Raw genomic sequence first — 14,561 nt, 5'->3', positions numbered from 1 at the left:
AACTTCTTGTCACAACCTTCCGCCGGGTCAGGCGGCGAAGGAGATGGTTCACGTGTCCGCTACGCCCGTGCTGGCGTTGCGCGGGGTCTCCAAGCGTTTCGGTGCCGTCCAGGCGCTCACCGACGTAGAGCTTGAGGTCCACGCCGGTGAGGTGGTCGCCCTCGTGGGCGACAACGGCGCCGGAAAGTCCACGCTGGTCAAGACGATCGCCGGCGTGCATCCCATCGATGAGGGCGTCATCGAGTGGGAGGGCAGGCCCGTACAGATCGGCAAGCCGAACGACGCCCAGCACCTGGGTATCGCGACGGTCTACCAGGACCTCGCGCTGTGCGACAACATCGACGTGGTCGGCAACCTCTTCCTGGGCCGTGAGATCCGCAAGCGCGGTGTCCTGGACGAGGTGGAGATGGAACGCCGCTCCCGCGAGCTGCTCCAGACGCTGTCGATCCGCATCCCGAGCGTCCGCATCCCGATCGCCTCGCTCTCCGGCGGTCAGCGCCAGACCGTGGCCATCGCCCGTTCCATGCTCGGCGAGCCCAAGCTGGTCATCCTCGACGAGCCCACCGCGGCGCTCGGCGTGGAGCAGACCGCCCAGGTCCTCGACCTGGTCGAGCGGCTGCGCGAACGCGGTCACGCCGTGATCCTCATCAGCCACAACATGGCCGACGTGAAGGCCGTCGCCGACCAGGTGGCGGTGCTGCGTCTGGGACGCAACAACGGCGTCTTCGAGGTCAAGTCGACCTCCCAGGAAGAGATCATCTCCGCCATCACCGGCGCCACGGACAACGCCGTGACCCGTCGTGCGGCGCGCAGCAATGGGGAGATCAAGAAGTGAGCAGCATCGACAAGACCTCCACGCCCCCCGAGAAGCACATCGTGGAGAACCCGGAGGCGGCCAGCGGCGCCGACGTCGCCGTCGACCCGCGGCTGCTGGTGCGCGAGCGGGGCTTCGCGGGCTACCTCACCGAGTTCAAGCGCAAGATGAAGGCCGGTGACCTGGGGTCGATCCCGGTCGTCATCGGTCTGGCCGTCATCTGGATCATCTTCCAGAGCCTGAACTCCAACTTCCTCACCGCGGGCAACCTCTCCGACATCTCCGTCGCCATGGTCGGCACGGGCATGATCGCCGTCGGTATCGTCTTCGTGCTGCTGCTCGGCGAGATCGACCTGTCGGTCGGCTCGGTCTCCGGTGTCGCGGGTGCCACCTTCGCCGTCCTGAACATCACCCACGGCATGACCGAGTGGATGGCCTTCGTGCTGGCCATCCTCACGGGCACGGCCGCGGGCGCGATCCACGGCTTCTTCTTCGCGAAGATCGGCGTGCCGGCGTTCGCGGTCACCCTGGCCGGTCTGCTGTTCTGGAACGGCTTCATGCTCAAGATCCTGGGCGACAACGGCACGATCAACCTGAACAGCGACGGCCTGGTGGCCAAGCTGACCAGCTACTACTTCTCCGACGTGGCCGCCGCCTACGGGCTGGCCGTCGCGGTGACCGTGCTGTACTTCGTCAGCTCCTTCCTCGGCAACAGGCGCCGCGAGGCCGCCGGTGTGCCGTCCCGGCCGCTGAGCGAAACCATCCTGCGCACCGTGCTGCTCGCGATCGTCGCCTTCGCCGTCGCGGCGGTCTACAACCAGTACAAGGGTCTGCCGCTGGCCGTGGTGGTCTTCATCGGCATCCTGCTGATCACCGACTTCGTGCTCCGCCGCACTCCGTACGGGCGGAAGATCTTCGCGCTGGGCGGCAGCGTGGAGGCGTCGCGGCGTGCCGGTATCAACGTGGAGACGGTGCGGATCTCGGTCTTCGCGATCTCCGGCACCTTCGCCGCGGTCGGCGGTCTCTTCATCGCCTCGAAGATCGCGTCCGCCAACCAGGGCGCGGGCGGCGGCGACCTGCTGATGAACGCCATCGCGGCGGCGGTCATCGGCGGCACCAGCCTGTTCGGTGGCCGTGGGCGCACCTGGAACGCGCTGCTGGGCGTGCTGGTCATCGTGTCGATCCAGTACGGCCTCGCCCTGGAGGGCATCGCCTCGCCGGTGCAGTACATGATCACCGGTGGTGTTCTGCTGGCGACCGTGGTCATCGACGCCATCACCCGCAAGACGCAGAAGACGGCCGGCCGCGCGTAACGCTCCGCTGCCGGGCGCGTGCGGGGGAGGGCGCGGGTGCCCGCAGGCCGTCGGGCCCGCGCGGGAGTCCCCCACGGGGAGCGGCGCGGCCCGGATCCACGGCCAGGCGGCCGCGGGTCCGGGCCGCGCCTCGTGCGTCGGCCGCGTGCGGACCGGGCCCGCGGCGGGAGTCGGCTCCCGCCGCGGACCGGAGTGGGGAACGCCGCGGCGCGGCCGCGTCCGTCCGAGCCGTGCCCGGCACCGACGAAGGTGCCGGGCACGGGTTCGTCCGCGGCCGAAAGTGTCGCCCCGAAGGCGAGGGCCGTCCATGATCGGTGGGGACGGAACATTAGACTCGACGGGCCCGGCAAAAGCTCGACACAGCCCTACTGCAAGGAGGCACGGGTGCCGCTGCTGACCCGCATCAGGGGACCGCGCGATCTGGACCGGCTCAGCCTGGAGCAGCTTGACCGGCTGGCAGAGGAGATCCGGACCTTCCTCGTGGACGCGGTCTCCAAGACCGGCGGCCACCTCGGCCCCAACCTCGGCGTGGTCGAGCTCACCATCGCCCTGCACCGTGTCTTCGACTCGCCCCGGGACAAGGTCCTCTTCGACACCGGCCACCAGGCGTACGTCCACAAGCTCCTCACCGGCCGCCAGGACTTCTCGAAGCTGCGCAGCAAGGGCGGTCTGTCCGGCTACCCGTCGCGCGCCGAGTCCGAGCACGACATCATCGAGAACTCGCACGCCTCGACGGTCCTCGGCTGGGCCGACGGTCTGGCCAAGGCCAACCAGGTGCTCAAGCGCGACAGCCACGTCGTCGCCGTCATCGGCGACGGCGCCCTCACCGGCGGCATGGCGTGGGAGGCGCTCAACAACATCGCGGACGCCAAGGACCGCCCGCTGGTCATCGTCGTCAATGACAACGAGCGCTCGTACTCCCCGACGATCGGCGGTCTCGCCAACCACCTGGCCACCCTGCGCACCACCGACGGCTACGAGAAGTTCCTGGCCCGCACCAGGGAGGTGCTGGAGCGCACGCCCGTCGTCGGCAAGCCCCTCTACGAGACCCTGCACGGCGCCAAGAAGGGCCTGAAGGACTTCATCGCCCCGCAGGGCATGTTCGAGGACCTGGGCCTCAAGTACGTCGGTCCCATCGACGGCCACGACATCGAGGCCCTGGAGTCGGCCCTCGCCCGCGCCAAGCGGTTCGGCGGCCCGGTCATCGTGCACTGCCTCACGGAGAAGGGCCGCGGCTACAAGCCCGCCGTCGAGGACGAGGCCGACCGCTTCCACGCCGTCGGCGTGATCCACCCCGACACCGGCCTGCCCATCAAGGCAGCCGCCGCCAGCTGGACCTCCGTCTTCGCCGACGAGATGGTCAAGCTCGGCCGGGAGCGCGAGGACATCGTCGCCATCACCGCGGCGATGCTCCACCCGGTGGGGCTGAAGAAGTTCGCGGACGCCTTCCCGAACCGCACCTACGACGTCGGCATCGCCGAGCAGCACGGCGCGGTCTCCGCGGCCGGCCTCGCCACCGGCGGACTGCACCCGGTCTTCGCGGTGTACGCCACCTTCCTCAACCGCGCCTTCGACCAGGTGCTCATGGACGTCGCCCTGCACCGGTGCGGGGTGACCTTCGTGCTGGACCGGGCCGGCGTCACGGGCGACGACGGCGCCTCCCACAACGGCATGTGGGACATGTCGATGCTGCAGGTCGTGCCGGGCCTCAGGATCGCCGCCCCGCGCGACGCCGAGCAGCTGCGCGCCCAGCTGCGCGAGGCCGTCGACGTCGACGACGCGCCCACCGTGCTGCGCTACTCCAAGGGCGTCGTCGGACCGGCCGTCCCCGCGGTCGGCACGGTCGGCCGCATGGACGTCCTGCGCAAGGCCGATGCCCCCGTACCGGACGTGCTGCTGGTGTCGGTCGGCGCGCTCGCGCCCATGTGCCTGGAGATCGCCGATCTCCTCGACAAGCAGGGCATCTCCACCACCGTCGTCGACCCGCGCTGGGTCAAGCCCGTCGACGAGGCGCTCGCCCCGCTCGCCGAGCGGCACCGCGTGGTCGTCACGGTCGAGGACAACTCCCGCGTGGGAGGGGTCGGTTCGGCGGTCGCGCAGGCACTGCGCGACGCGGGCGTCGACGTCCCGCTGCGCGACTTCGGCATCCCGCCGCGCTTCCTCGACCACGCCTCCCGCAAGGAGGTCCTGGCGGAGATCGGCCTGACCGCGCCGGACATCGCCCGCCAGGTCACCGGACTCGTCGCGAAGCTCGACGGCCGGTTCGACCGTACGGCGGTGGACTCGGTGGAGCCCGCCCGCGACTGACGCGGCCGACGGACAGGTCTTCCCGGGCCGGTTCCGCCATCCATTGCGGTGGCGGAACCGGCCCGCTCGCGTGAATCCGCCCATGGCGGGGCACACGGTCCACACCCCCTTCCGATCATGTCGGGGACGACGAACGTGGGAGGCAGGCCGTGGGCAGCACCCTCTTCAGGACGAAGAAGATCGAACAGTCGATCCTGGACGCCGAGGAACCCGAGCACGCGCTCAGGAAGACGCTGTCGGCGCTGGACCTGACCGTGTTCGGCGTCGGCGTCATCATCGGCACCGGCATCTTCGTCCTGACCGGCAAGGTCGCCAAGGAGAACGCGGGCCCCGCCGTCTCCCTCGCCTTCGTCGTGGCCGCCGTCGTCTGCGCGCTGGCCGCGCTCTGCTACGCGGAGTTCGCCTCGACGGTCCCGGTCGCGGGCTCCGCGTACACGTTCTCGTACGCCACGCTCGGCGAGCTGCCGGCCTGGATCATCGGCTGGGACCTGGTCCTCGAGTTCGCGCTGGGCACGGCGGTGGTCGCCGTCGGCTGGTCCGGCTACATCCGGTCGCTGCTGGACAACGTGGGCTGGCACCTGCCCGCGTCGCTCGGCGGCCGGGACGGGGCCACCGGTTTCGGCTTCGACGTCCTCGCCGCCGGGCTGGTCCTGGTGCTGACCGCGATCCTCGTCGTCGGCATGAAACTCTCCGCCCGGCTCACCGCGGTCGTCGTCGCCGTCAAGGTGACCGTGGTGCTGATCGTGATCGTCGCGGGCGCCTTCTTCGTCACGGGCGCCAACTACCGGCCGTTCGTGCCGAAGGCCCAGGCGGTGGAGGCGGGCGGCACGCTCAAGGCGCCGCTGATCCAGCTGATGGCCGGCTGGGCGCCGGCCAACTTCGGTGTGATGGGCGTCTTCACGGCCGCGTCCGTCGTCTTCTTCGCCTTCATCGGCTTCGACATCGTGGCCACGACGGCCGAGGAGACCAGGAATCCGCAGCGCGACATGCCGCGCGGCATCCTGGGCTCCCTCTTCGTCTGCACGGCGCTGTACGTGGCGGTGTCCGTCGTCCTCACCGGCATGGAGCACTACAGCAAGCTGACCGTGGACGCCCCGCTCGCCGACGCGTTCAAGGCCGTCGGGCACCCCTGGTACGCGGGTGTGATCAGCTTCGGCGCCGCCGTGGGCCTCACGGTCGTCTGCATGATCCTGCTGCTCGGCCAGTCCCGGGTCTTCTTCGCGATGAGCCGGGACGGGCTGCTGCCCCGCTTCTTCTCCCGCGTCCACCCGCGCTTCAGGACCCCGCACCGGCCGACCGTCCTGCTCGGCACGGTCATCGCCGTCGTCGCCGGCTTCACCAGCCTCAGCGAACTCGCCGAACTGGTCAACATCGGCACGCTCTTCGCGTTCGTCGTCGTCGCGATCGGCGTGATCATCCTCCGCCGTACCCGCCCCGACCTGCACCGCGCCTTCCGCACCCCGTTCGTGCCCGTGGTGCCGGTGCTGTCGGTGTGCGCCTCGCTGTGGCTGATGCTGAACCTGCCCGCCGAGACCTGGCTGCGATTCGTGGTGTGGCTGGTCATCGGCTTCGCCGTGTACTTCCTCTACGGGCGCCCGCACAGCCTGCTGGGCCGCAGCGAGGAGCCCCGGGCGGGCGAGGCGGCGGGCCCGCCGGGCGGCCGGGCGCCGTGACGGCCGCCGCACGCGCGACCCCGGCGCGAGCCGGGCGCGGGCGGTGGCTGCTCAGCCGCTCAGCCGCTCAGCCGCTCAGCCGCGCACCGCGCGCGGCCCGGCGACCTGTGCGCCCAGCTCCGTCACCCTGCGCCGCAGCTCGCGGTCGGCCGTGACGACCAGACAGAGGCGGTGGCCGGCCGCGGCGACCAGCTCGACGATGCGGTCGTCCCCGCTGCCGGGCGCCGTCTCCACCCGGACCCCCGGCACGGAGGCCACACCGCGGGCAGCGCCCTCCACCACGAGGACGATCTCCACGGGGTCCCGGCGGCCGGGGACGCCGTCCGCCGCCAGCCGGTCCCGCAGCCGCTCCGCGGCCCCCTTCCTGTCCCGCCACCATCCGTCGGGCACCGATCCGACGACGTTGGCCGCGTCGACGATCGTGAGCAGGGGCGTGTCCTCGTCCATGGGGCAAGGGTGGCACGAGCCGGGCGGCAGCTCGGCGCGCGGTCCGTGACGCTTACAGTGATCCGGTGAACGGTGAATGGTTCATGCGCGGCTGTGACGGCCGGCTCAGTGTCTACATCCCCTCGGACGGGGCCGTCCTCTGCCGGGCCGAGCAGCACCCCGGCGGCCCCTGGGACGCCCCTCGCCGCGTGGGCGGCGAGCAGAGGCTGCACCCCGGGCCGGCCGTCGGCCGGGGCGCGGACGGCTACGCCCACCTGGTGTCCTGGCGGCCCACGGTGCCGGGCGAGTCCGGCCTGGTGCACTCCACGCACTTCCGCCCCCATCTGGCGGCGCTGGACTGGCTCCCCGTCGGTCACCCCAACAAGAAGGGCGACCGCACCGGCACGCCGGCCGTCGCGGTCGACGCCGAGGGGCGCGCCCACGTCTTCGTGCGCAACAAGGGCGGCGGGGTGAGCATGGTCGCCCAGAAGGAGAAGGGCGGCTGGGACCCGTGGCGTGATCTGAAGGGCAAGGACCTCCACGAGGACCTGGCGGCCGTGACGGGGGAGTCCGGGCGCGTGGAGCTGTACGCGGCCGCGTCCGACGGCATCCTGCACTGGCGGCAGGGGGAACCGGGGGCCCGGCCGGTCCTGGACGAGGAGATGGAGGTGCACGTACGCCCGGGCACGCTGTGCGCGCTCGCCACGTCCCCGGAGCGCACCACCCTCTTCTACACCGACGGATCGGGCGACCTGTGCGCATGGCGCCCCGGCGGCAAGCCGGTCGCCCTGCTCCCCGCCGCCGGTCCCGGCCCGGTCTCCGCCGTGCGCTGCACACTCGACGGCCACGACTGCACGCTGCTCGCCCAGCGCTCGGCCGGCGGACGCGTCGCCTTCGCCGCCTACCCCACCGAACAGGAGTCGTCCGGCGCCTGGTGGACCGATTCGGGCCCGCACCTGCCGACGGGCGCCCGGGTGGCGGTGGCCGAGGACGCCGAGGGGCGCGTCGTGGCGGCGTCGCTGACCCAGGACGGCGTACTCCGCCTGGCCCGTCAGAAGGACGAGCCGGGACTGGCGTTGGCCGCCTGGCAGACCGTCTGAGGGCGCGCCGGGCCGAGGCCGGCTCCGTCGGGACCCGCACAGCACGGAGCCCCCGCCACGGCGGGGGCTCCGCTCCTTGCGTGCGCTGCCTACGCGGGAACCGACGCCAGGCCCGGCGCCAGGAACCTCTTGCCGGTCACGCGCTCGGAGACGCCCTCGCGGTCCAGGTACGGCGTGATGCCGCCCAGGTGGAAGGGCCAGCCGGCGCCCGTGATCAGGCAGAGGTCGACGTCCTGGGCCTCGGCGACGACGCCCTCGTCGAGCATCAGGCCGATCTCCTGGGCCACCGCGTCCAGCACCCGGGCGCGGACCTGCTCCTCGGTGAGGACGGTGTCGCCCTGCTTCAGCAGCGCGGCGACCTCCGGGTCCAGTTCCGGCTTGCCGCTGTCGTAGACGTAGAAGCCGCGCTTGCCCGCCTCGACGACCGCCTTGAGGTTCGGGGAGACCGTGAAGCGGTCCGGGAAGGCGCCGTGCAGCGTCTGCGACACGTGCAGGCCGATCGCCGGACCGACCAGCTCCAGCAGCACCAGCGGGGACATCGGCAGACCGAGGGGCTCGACGGCCTTCTCGGCGACCTCGACCGGGGTGCCCTCGTCGATGACGTTCTGGATCTCGCCCATGAAGCGGGTGAGGATGCGGTTGACGACGAACGCCGGGGCGTCCTTCACCAGGACCGCCGTCTTCTTCAGCTTCTTGGCGACGGCGAACGCCGTGGCCAGCGACGCGTCGTCGGTCCGCTCGCCGCGGACGATCTCCAGCAGCGGCAGCACCGCGACCGGGTTGAAGAAGTGGAAGCCGACGACCCGCTCGGGGTTCTTCAGCTTCGACGCCATCTCCGTCACCGAGAGGGAGGAGGTGTTGGTCGCCAGGATCGCGTGCGCCGGGGCGACCGCCTCGACCTCGGCGAACACCTGCTGCTTGACCCCCATCTCCTCGAACACGGCCTCGATGACGAAGTCCGCGTCGGAGAAGCCCTCGGCCTTGTCCAGCACGCCCGAGACCAGCGCCTTGAGGCGGTTGGCCTTGTCCTGGTCGATACGGCCCTTGCCGAGCAGCTTGTCGATCTCGGCGTGGACGTAGCCCACGCCCTTGTCGACGCGCTCCTGGTCGATGTCCGTGAGGACGACCGGGACCTCCAGGCGGCGCAGGAAGAGCAGCGCCAGCTGAGAGGCCATCAGGCCGGCGCCGACGACACCGACCTTGGTCACGGGGCGGGCCAGGTTCTTGTCCGGGGCGCCCGCCGGGCGCTTGCCGCGCTTCTGCACGAGGTTGAACGCGTAGATGCCGGCCCGCAGCTCGCCGCCCATGATCAGGTCGGCGAGGGCCTGGTCCTCGGCGTCGTAGCCCTGCTGCAGGTCGCCGTTCTTCGCCGCGGCGATGATGTCCAGCGCGCGGTACGCGGCCGGGGCCGCACCGTGCACCTTGCCGTCGGCGATGAGGCGGCCGCGCTCGACGGCCTGGTCCCACGCCTCGCCGCGGTCGATCACCGGGCGCTCGACCTCGATGTCGCCCTTGAGGACCTGCGCGGTCCACAGCAGCGACTGCTCGAGGAAGTCGGCGCCCTCGAAGAGGGCGTCGGCGATGCCCAGCTCGTACACCTGCCGGCCCTTGAGCTGCTTGTTCTGGTTGAGCGAGTTCTCGATGACGACCGAGACGGCCTTGTCCGCGCCGATGAGGTTCGGCAGCAGGGTGCAGCCGCCCCAGCCGGGGACGAGGCCCAGGAACACCTCGGGGAGCGAGAAGGCCGGGAGCGCCTGCGAGACCGTGCGGTACGTGCAGTGCAGGCCGACCTCGACGCCGCCGCCCATCGCCGCGCCGTTGTAGTACGCGAACGTCGGGACCGCGAGGGCCGACAGCCGCTTGAAGACCTCGTGGCCGCCCTTGCCGATGGCCAGCGCGTCCTCGTGCCGCTTCAGCAGTTCGACGCCCTTGAGATCGGCGCCGACCGCGAAGATGAACGGCTTGCCGGTGATGCCGGCACCGACGATCTCGCCGGCCGCGGCCTCCTTCTCGACCTGGTCGATCGCGGTGTTGAGGTTCGCGAGCGACTGCGGGCCGAAGGTGGTCGGCTTGGTGTGGTCGAGACCGTTGTCCAGGGTGATCAGCGCGAATCGCCCGGCCCCGAGCGGCAGGTCGAAGTGGCGTACATGCGCCTGGGTGACGACCTCGTCCGGGAACAGCTCGGCCGCGCCCTTCAACAGCTCAGCGGTGGTGCTCACTTGTCCCCCTCGAAGTGCGGGTTCTCCCAGATGACCGTCGCGCCCATGCCGAAGCCGACGCACATGGTGGTCAGGCCGTAGCGGACCTGCGGCTGCTCCTCGAACTGGCGGGCCAGCTGGGTCATCAGGCGGACACCGGAGGAGGCGAGCGGGTGACCGAAGGCGATGGCGCCGCCGTACTGGTTGACGCGCTCGTCGTCGTCGGCGATGCCGTAGTGGTCGAGGAAGGCCAGGACCTGGACGGCGAACGCCTCGTTGATCTCGAACAGGCCGATGTCGGAGATGGACAGGCCCGCCTTGGCGAGGGCCTTCTCCGTCGCCGGGATCGGGCCGTAGCCCATGACCTCGGGCTCGACGCCCACGAAGGCGTAGGAGACCAGGCGCATCCTGACCGGCAGGCCGTTCTCCCGCGCGAAGTCCTCGGAGGCGATGATCGAGGCGGTGGCACCGTCGTTGAGACCGGCCGCGTTGCCCGCCGTGACCCGGCCGTGGACGCGGAACGGCGTCTTCAGGCCGGTCAGGTTCTCCAGGGTCGTGCCCGGGCGCATCGGCTCGTCCGCGGTGACCAGGCCCCAGCCGGTCTCGCCGGCCTCGGGGCTGGTGCGGCGCACGGAGATCGGCACCAGGTCCTGCTGGATCTTGCCGTTGGCGTACGCCTTGGCGGCCTTCTCCTGCGAGCGCACGGCGTACTCGTCGGCGCGCCGCTTGGTCAGCTGCGGGAAGCGGTCGTGCAGGTTCTCCGCGGTCATGCCCATGAACAGGGCGGACTCGTCGACCAGCTTCTCGCTGACGAACCGCGGGTTCGGGTCGACGGACTCACCCATCGGGTGGCGGCCCATGTGCTCCACACCACCGGCGATGACGGCGTCGTACGCGCCGAACGCGATGGAACCGGCCGTGGTCGTCACGGCCGTCAGCGCGCCCGCGCACATGCGGTCGATCGCGTAGCCCGGCACGGACTTGGGCAGGCCCGCGAGGATGCCCGCGGTGCGCCCGATGGTCAGGCCCTGGTCACCGATCTGGGTGGTCGCCGCGATGGCGACCTCGTCGATCTTCTGCGGGTCGAGACCCGGGTTGCGGCGCAGCAGCTCCCGGATGGCCTTCACGACGAGGTCGTCGGCGCGGGTCTCGTGGTAGATGCCCTTCGGGCCCGCCTTGCCGAACGGGGTGCGGACGCCGTCGACGAAGACGACGTCCCTGACGGTACGAGGCACGATGGCTCTCCTCCAGGTGCGGGATGGCACAGCTGCCACGCGCTGAGCGCGTGCTCAGCCCCATGCTACTAATGAGTAACCAGGCTGCCCAGTCCAGAGGGCCCAAGCGGTGAAGGTCACATCTCCGGTCTGCGCACCGGACGGCGTCCCTGCCACCGCGGCCCCGCACGTCGCCCCCTCGCGGACGGCCCCGGTCGCGCGGCGGAACCTGACGCGATCTCGACGCCGCCGCTCCGCTTGTGGCCGGCCCGCTGCCGGGGGAGGCGCGGTGGTGCGCCCCCTCGGGGGCGCACCCGCCGTCAGCCCTACCCGGACAGCGCCGCCACCAGGACCGGGGTGACCAGCTCGATCTGCCACTGCCGGGCGCCGTGGCCGAGCAGCGCGGCGGTCACCGTGTCGGGGTCGGCCGGCTTCGGCGGCTCCCAGCACACGCGCCGCACGGTGTCCGGAGCGATCAGATTCTCCTGCGGCATGTTGACCTGCTCGGCCAGTGCCGAGACCCCGGCGCGGGCGGCGGACAGCCGCGCCGCGGCGGCCGGGTCCTTGTCGGCCCACGCACGCGGCGGAGGGGGTCCGGTCACCGTCTGGCCGGGCTGCGGCAGCGCCGCGTCGGGCAGTTCCCTCGCACGGTCGATCGCGGTCTGCCACTGCTCCAGCTGCCGGCGGCTCATGCGGTGCCCGAAGCCGTTCACCGAGGCCAGGGCGTGCACGTTCGGCGGCAGGGCCAGCGCGGCCTCGACGATCGCGCTGTCCCCGAGCACCTTGCCCGGCGAGACGTCCCGGCGCTGCGCGATCAGGTCGCGGGTCTGCCACATCTCCCGGACGACGGCCATCTGCCGACGGCGGCGCACCTTGTGCATGCCCGACGTGCGGCGCCAGGGGTCCTTGCGCGGCTCCGGCGGCGGCGCACCGGCGATCGCCTCGAACTCCTGCTGGGCCCACTCCAGCTTGCCCTGCCGGTCCAGCTCCTTCTCCAGGGCGTCCCGCAGGTCGACGAGCAGTTCCACGTCGAGGGCGGCATAACGCAGCCACGGTTCGGGCAGGGGGCGCGACGACCAGTCGACGGCCGAGTGCCCCTTCTCCAGGACGAAGCCCAGTACGTTCTCCACCATCGCGCCCAGCCCCACGCGCGGGAACCCGGCCAGGCGGCCGGCCAGCTCGCTGTCGAACAGCAGCGTCGGCACCATGCCTATCTCGCGCAGACAGGGCAGGTCCTGGGTGGCGGCGTGCAGCACCCACTCCGCACCCGAGATCGCCCTGCCGAGGCCGGACAGATCGGGGCAGGCCGTGGGGTCGATCAGCGCCGTGCCCGCGCCCTCGCGGCGCAGCTGCACCAGATAGGCGCGCTGGCCGTATCGGTACCCGGACGCGCGTTCGGCGTCCACGGCGACGGGGCCGGTGCCGGCGGCGAAGGCGGTGATCACCTGGGTCAGCGAGGCATGGTCGGCGATCACGGGGGGAACGCCGTCCCGCGGCTCGAGCAAGGGGATCGGCGCCGCTTCGACATCGTCCGGAGGGGCGCCTCCGGTGGCTCGCAGTGGGATCTCTGCTGCGGTCTCTTGGGCGTCGGTCACCTGTCAAGGGTATCCGTGTATGGACCGCACCCGCCGACGGAACGTTCCGTCGGCGGGTGCCGGAGGGTCGTAAACCGGTCATGTGCCGGGCGTGTTGACGAGGGGCTGCAGGGGTCGACGTGACCTGCGAGACGCAGGGGACGACGGGGGCGGGAAGGACGGGCGGCGGGGGAGGAGCGGAGCGAGGTGCGGGGAGACGTCCTGGACTCGGGTCGGCGGCGGTTCGATGCGGACGCGGGCCGGGGCGTGCGGCGGGGGCGGGGGCGGGTCAGTGGATGATGCCGGTGCGCAGGGCCACGGCCACCATTCCGGCGCGGTCGCCCGTGCCGAGCTTGCGGGCGATGCGGGCGAGATGGCTCTTGACGGTCAGCGCGGACAGGCCCATGGAGACGCCGATCGCCTTGTTGGACTGGCCCTCCGCGACCAGGCGCAGCACCTCCACCTCGCGGCCGGACAGCTCGCGGTACCCGCCCGGGTGGCTCGGGGCACCCGGGGGGCGGCGGTGCATGCGGGCGGCGGCGGCGCCGATGGGGGCGGCACCGGGGCGGTTGGGGAGCCCGAGGTTGGTGCGGGTGCCGGTCACGACGTAGCCCTTGACGCCGCCCGCGAGGGCATTGCGGACGGCGCCGATGTCGTCGGCGGCGGACAGGGCGAGCCCGTTGGGCCAGCCCGCGGCTCGGGTCTCCGACAGGAGGGTGAGCCCCGAGCCGTCGGGGAGGTGGACGTCGGCGACGCAGATGTCGCGCGGGTTGCCGATGCGAGGACGGGCCTCCGCGATGGACGACGCCTCGATGACGTCGCGCACTCCGAGCGCCCACAGGTGGCGGGTGACGGTGGAACGGACCCGGGGGTCGGCCACGACCACCATGGCGGTCGGCTTGTTCGGGCGGTAGGCGACCAGGCTTGCGGGCTGCTCGAGGAGAACGGACACCAGGCCTCCTGGGGTGCGGGACGGGGCCGGCTCTGGGGATGAAGCCGGGACGAACCGTGCTTTCAAGGTCACAGTCGTCTTCGGCACCAAACGCGTGCTCCTTTAGAGAATGATCACGATTTGGTGAGTAACAATCCGTGCAATTCGGACGGGCGAGCGATCGACTGAGACCGATTCGGTTCGCTCCTTTATCGATGGGAAGCGGAAAGTGGCCGTATCGACAAAGAGATGGCAAGGATCGTCGCCTGTGGGTTGACGCGGGGCGTCAGCGGGACTGCGGCCCCCGTCGCTGCGGCAGCGTCACCACCGAGGCGTCGCCCGGGCCCGCCGGGGGCAGGCCCGCCACCTGGGACAGCAGATCGCACCAGGACGCCAGGTGGGCGGCCGTGTCCGGGACGCCGCCGATGCCCTCCCGGGGCGTCCAGGAGGCGCGGATCTCGATCTGCGAGGCGGCCGGGCGCGCGGCGAGCCCGCCGAAGTAGTGGGAGCTCGCGCGCGTGACGGTGCCGCTGGGCTCGCCGTACGCCAGCCCGCGGGACTGGAGCGCCCCGGTCAGCCACGACCAGCACACATCGGGCAGCAGGGGGTCCGCGGCCATCTCCGGTTCGAGTTCCGCGCGCACCAGCGTCACCAGGCGGAAGGAGCCCTGCCACGCCTCGTGCCCCGCCGGCTCGTGCAGGAGGACGAGACGGCCGTCGGCCAGGTCGTCGTCGCCCTCGATCACCGACGCCTCCAGTGCGTACGTGAACGGGGCGAGGCGCTGCGGCGGGCGCGTCGGCTCGACCTGGATCTCCTGCCGCAGCCGCGCGGCCCTCAGCGCGTCGACCGCGGCGCGGAAGGGCAGCGGAGCCGTGTCCATCCCGTTCCGGTCACCCTCCTTCGCGTCGTCCGTTCCGTCAGCGCCGTCCGTCAGTCGTCCCTGAGCCGCAGCCATGCGGGGAAGAGTAAGGGCAGGACTGCGCGTTCGCAGGGAGAGACACCCGTTGCCCG

Annotated in this window: 11 protein-coding genes; 5 read left to right on the top strand and 6 right to left on the bottom strand. The window is 71.7% G+C overall.

Going from position 1 to position 14,561, the window contains the following annotated elements:
* Positions 1-43 precede the first annotated feature (43 nt).
* From ACFYMU_RS04950 to ACFYMU_RS04935, 4 genes are all read left to right on the top strand, one after another.
* Positions 44-835: an ATP-binding cassette domain-containing protein gene (locus ACFYMU_RS04950; RefSeq protein WP_388367870.1), complete on the top strand. Its 792-nt coding sequence runs from the start codon at positions 44-46 to the stop codon at positions 833-835.
* Positions 832-2,127, top strand: a complete 1,296-nt coding sequence (locus tag ACFYMU_RS04945) for a sugar ABC transporter permease (protein WP_388367868.1) — start codon at positions 832-834, stop codon at positions 2,125-2,127. Before ACFYMU_RS04950 ends, ACFYMU_RS04945 begins: the two co-directional genes overlap by 4 nt.
* Before the next feature lie 384 nt (positions 2,128-2,511).
* Entirely contained in the window at positions 2,512-4,434 is a 1,923-nt protein-coding gene (dxs, locus tag ACFYMU_RS04940; RefSeq protein ID WP_388367865.1) for a 1-deoxy-D-xylulose-5-phosphate synthase, read from the top strand.
* A gap of 149 nt (positions 4,435-4,583) precedes the next feature.
* On the top strand, positions 4,584-6,107 hold the full coding sequence (locus ACFYMU_RS04935; protein ID WP_388367863.1) for an amino acid permease: 1,524 nt from the start codon (positions 4,584-4,586) through the stop codon (positions 6,105-6,107).
* 75 nt (positions 6,108-6,182) lie between these two features.
* Here ACFYMU_RS04935 and ACFYMU_RS04930 read toward each other — a convergent pair whose 3' ends face one another.
* Positions 6,183-6,554: an NTP pyrophosphohydrolase gene (locus ACFYMU_RS04930; RefSeq protein WP_388367860.1), complete on the bottom strand. Its 372-nt coding sequence runs from the start codon at positions 6,552-6,554 to the stop codon at positions 6,183-6,185.
* Between the two features lie 65 nt (positions 6,555-6,619).
* On the opposite strand from ACFYMU_RS04930, the gene ACFYMU_RS04925 reads away from it, so the two are divergent.
* A complete protein-coding gene (locus ACFYMU_RS04925) occupies positions 6,620-7,633 on the top strand; it encodes a hypothetical protein (RefSeq protein ID WP_388367858.1) in 1,014 nt (337 codons plus the stop codon).
* Positions 7,634-7,722: 89 nt separating this feature from the next.
* Here ACFYMU_RS04925 and ACFYMU_RS04920 read toward each other — a convergent pair whose 3' ends face one another.
* The 5 genes from ACFYMU_RS04920 to ACFYMU_RS04900 all read right to left on the bottom strand — a co-directional run bounded on the left by ACFYMU_RS04920 (position 7,723) and on the right by ACFYMU_RS04900 (position 14,505).
* Positions 7,723-9,852, bottom strand: a complete 2,130-nt coding sequence (locus ACFYMU_RS04920; protein ID WP_388367855.1) for a 3-hydroxyacyl-CoA dehydrogenase NAD-binding domain-containing protein — start codon at positions 9,850-9,852, stop codon at positions 7,723-7,725.
* Entirely contained in the window at positions 9,849-11,066 is a 1,218-nt protein-coding gene (locus tag ACFYMU_RS04915) for a thiolase family protein (protein ID WP_388367853.1), read from the bottom strand. The genes ACFYMU_RS04920 and ACFYMU_RS04915 overlap by 4 nt, the downstream gene beginning before the upstream one ends.
* A gap of 305 nt (positions 11,067-11,371) precedes the next feature.
* On the bottom strand, positions 11,372-12,640 hold the full coding sequence (locus ACFYMU_RS04910; protein WP_388367849.1) for an HRDC domain-containing protein: 1,269 nt from the start codon (positions 12,638-12,640) through the stop codon (positions 11,372-11,374).
* 268 nt (positions 12,641-12,908) lie between these two features.
* Positions 12,909-13,571: a LuxR C-terminal-related transcriptional regulator gene (locus tag ACFYMU_RS04905; RefSeq protein ID WP_388367846.1), complete on the bottom strand. Its 663-nt coding sequence runs from the start codon at positions 13,569-13,571 to the stop codon at positions 12,909-12,911.
* 265 nt (positions 13,572-13,836) lie between these two features.
* A complete protein-coding gene (locus ACFYMU_RS04900) occupies positions 13,837-14,505 on the bottom strand; it encodes a DUF3000 domain-containing protein (protein ID WP_388367844.1) in 669 nt (222 codons plus the stop codon).
* Between the last annotated feature and the right edge of the window lie 56 nt (positions 14,506-14,561).

This window comes from Streptomyces sp. NPDC007264, from assembly GCF_042869095.1.
In the GTDB taxonomy this organism is placed as follows: Bacteria; Actinomycetota; Actinomycetes; order Streptomycetales; family Streptomycetaceae; genus Streptomyces.
Note: the sequence above shows the minus strand (reverse complement) of the source record. Positions and strands in the feature narration are given on the sequence as shown.

Bases quoted from the DNA above. Each gene is read 5' to 3' on its own strand.
- ACFYMU_RS04950 (WP_388367870.1), top strand. From the start codon at position 44: ATGGTTCACGTGTCCGCTACGCCCGTGCTGGCGTTGCGCGGGGTCTCC.
- ACFYMU_RS04930 (WP_388367860.1), bottom strand. From the start codon at position 6,554: ATGGACGAGGACACGCCCCTGCTCACGATCGTCGACGCGGCCAACGTC.
- ACFYMU_RS04900 (WP_388367844.1), bottom strand. From the start codon at position 14,505: ATGGCTGCGGCTCAGGGACGACTGACGGACGGCGCTGACGGAACGGAC.